General features: G+C 66.8%; 2 protein-coding genes. One reads left to right on the top strand and one right to left on the bottom strand.

Annotation, left to right across the window (positions count from 1 at the left end; all coding sequences use genetic code 11):
- Positions 1-117 precede the first annotated feature (117 nt).
- Positions 118-630 (top strand): P-loop nucleotide/nucleoside kinase family protein, encoded by a 513-nt coding sequence (locus ABT063_RS51900; RefSeq protein ID WP_351069347.1) that lies wholly within the window; start codon positions 118-120, stop codon positions 628-630.
- Positions 631-681: 51 nt separating this feature from the next.
- Here the strand turns inward: ABT063_RS51900 and ABT063_RS51895 are convergent, their stop codons facing one another.
- Complete coding sequence (locus ABT063_RS51895; RefSeq protein ID WP_119104527.1) at positions 682-1,935, bottom strand: IS256 family transposase; 1,254 nt, start codon at positions 1,933-1,935, stop codon at positions 682-684.
- Positions 1,936-2,057 lie beyond the last annotated feature (122 nt).

Genomic DNA, 2,057 nt, shown 5'->3' with positions numbered 1-2,057 from the left:
GAGTAATTGTCAATTCCTGTGGATGTCGTCGCGTGACTTGATGACTGGGGATGCGGATGCCTACGCCGTCCGGGCGTTGATGGCCGGCGGTTCGGTCGGGCGTGCGAGGGTGTCGTCATGTTGATCGCGATGGCGGGTCTGCCCGGTGCGGGGAAGAGTTCGGTCGCCGAGGCGTTGGGGCGCAAGCTGGCTGCTCCGGTCGTGTCCGTGGACCCGATCGAGGCGGCGATGTGGCGTGCGGGGGTGGCCCGTGACCAGCCCACGGGCCTGGCGGCGTATGTCGTGGCCGAGGCCGTGGCCGATGGTGTGCTCGGCATGGGCCAAACCGTGATCGTCGATGCGGTCAACGCCGTGGAAGCGGCGCGGGGACAGTGGCGGTCGCTGGCGGATCGTCATGGTGTGCCGGCGGTGTTCATCGAGGTGGTGTGCTCGGATCCGTTGGTGCACCGCCGTCGGTTGGAGAACCGGTCCCGGGGGATCGAGGGCTTCGCTGAGCCGACGTGGGAGGTCGTGCAACGTCTGCGGGAGGATTTCGCCTCATGGGCCGATCACCGGTTGGTGCTGGATACGATGACCGACTTGTCGTCGAACGTTGCGACGGCCCTCGGGTTCCTCTCCGCGACAGCCTGATCCTCAGGTGATGCGAGATCAGTAGGCAAGATCTCTGGATCGTGGGGTAGTTCAGGCTGCGTGGGCTTCGGGGCGTTCGACGAGGTGGCCGCGTTCGAAGCGGGCTCCGGCGCGGACGAGGGCGACGAGGTGAGGTGCGTTCACGGCCCGCCAGCGGGCCTGGGCGGACTCGACGAGCTTGAAGACCATGGCCAGGGCGGCGGCCGCGCTGCCGGCGCCCTTGGTGACCTTCGTGCGCAGGCGGACGGTGGCGAAGGTCGACTCGATCGGATTCGTGGTCCGCAGATGGATCCAGTGCTCAGCGGGAAAGTCGTAGAACGCCAGCAGCTCGTCCACGTCGTCGGTGATCTTCTTGACGGCCTTGGGGAACTTCGTCCCGTAGGTCTTGGCGAACGCTCCGACCGCCCTCACGGCGTGCTCACGGTCCTCGGCGTTGTAGATCTCCTGCAGGGCTTTCTTCGCACCGGGCTGGGCGGACTTCGGCAGGGCGTTCGCGACATTGGCGATCTTGTGAACCCAGCATCTTTGATGGCGCGTCTCGGGGAAGACCTCGGCCAGGGCCTTCCAGAATCCAAGCGCCCCATCGCCGACCGCGAGAAGGGGAGCGCGCATCCCTCGCCGAGCACAGTCGCGCAGGAGATCTGCCCAGGAGTCGGCTGATTCGCGGTAGCCGTCGCTCATCGCGATCAGTTCCTTTGTGCCGTCCGCGCGAACGCCCATCAGCACGAGCACGCATGACTTGGCCTCCCGCAGGCGTATGCGCAGGTGGATGCCGTCGGCCCACACGTAGACGTAGTCGCTGGCAGACAGCTCGCGCTCGCCGAACGCCTGGTGGTCGGCCTGCCATTGCTGGGTGAGCCGGGTGACCGTCGCGGGTGAGAGGCCAGCCGCCGAGCCGAGGAACTGCTCCAGCGCAGGCACGAAGTCGCCGGAGGACAGGCCATGGAGATAGAGCAGGGGCAGCACTTCGCTGATCTTCGGGGACTTACGGCACCAGGGCGGCAGGATGGCCGAGGAGAACCGCTTGCGCTCGCCGGTGGCCTCGTCGACGCGCTTGTCGTTCACCCTCGGGGCCTTCACTTCCACCGATCCGGCCGCGGTGGTGACCTTCCTCGGCTGGTGGTAGCCGTTGCGGACCACCAGGCGGCGCCCGTGCTCGTCACGCTGATCAGTCAACTCGGCTATGTAGGCGTTGACTTCGGCTTCCAGGGCGGCGGCCAGCATCCGCCTCGCGCCGTCGCGGACGATGTCGTCGATCAGGGAGCCGGTCTCGGTCGTTCCCTCGGCGTTCACTACGCTCAGCACGGGCGTGCCTTCCCGACCGACGGTGCAACGTCGGCCTACTCGATGACCAGAAGTCGATCACTCGGGAAGGTACGCCCTTCGCGTCCAGCCCGAGGCCGATCCACAGGTCATGAGCATTGCTC

The sequence above is a fragment of the Streptomyces sp. NPDC002838 genome (assembly GCF_040295365.1).
Taxonomy (GTDB): domain Bacteria; phylum Actinomycetota; class Actinomycetes; order Streptomycetales; family Streptomycetaceae; genus Streptomyces.
This window is presented reverse-complemented; position numbering and strand designations above follow the sequence as displayed.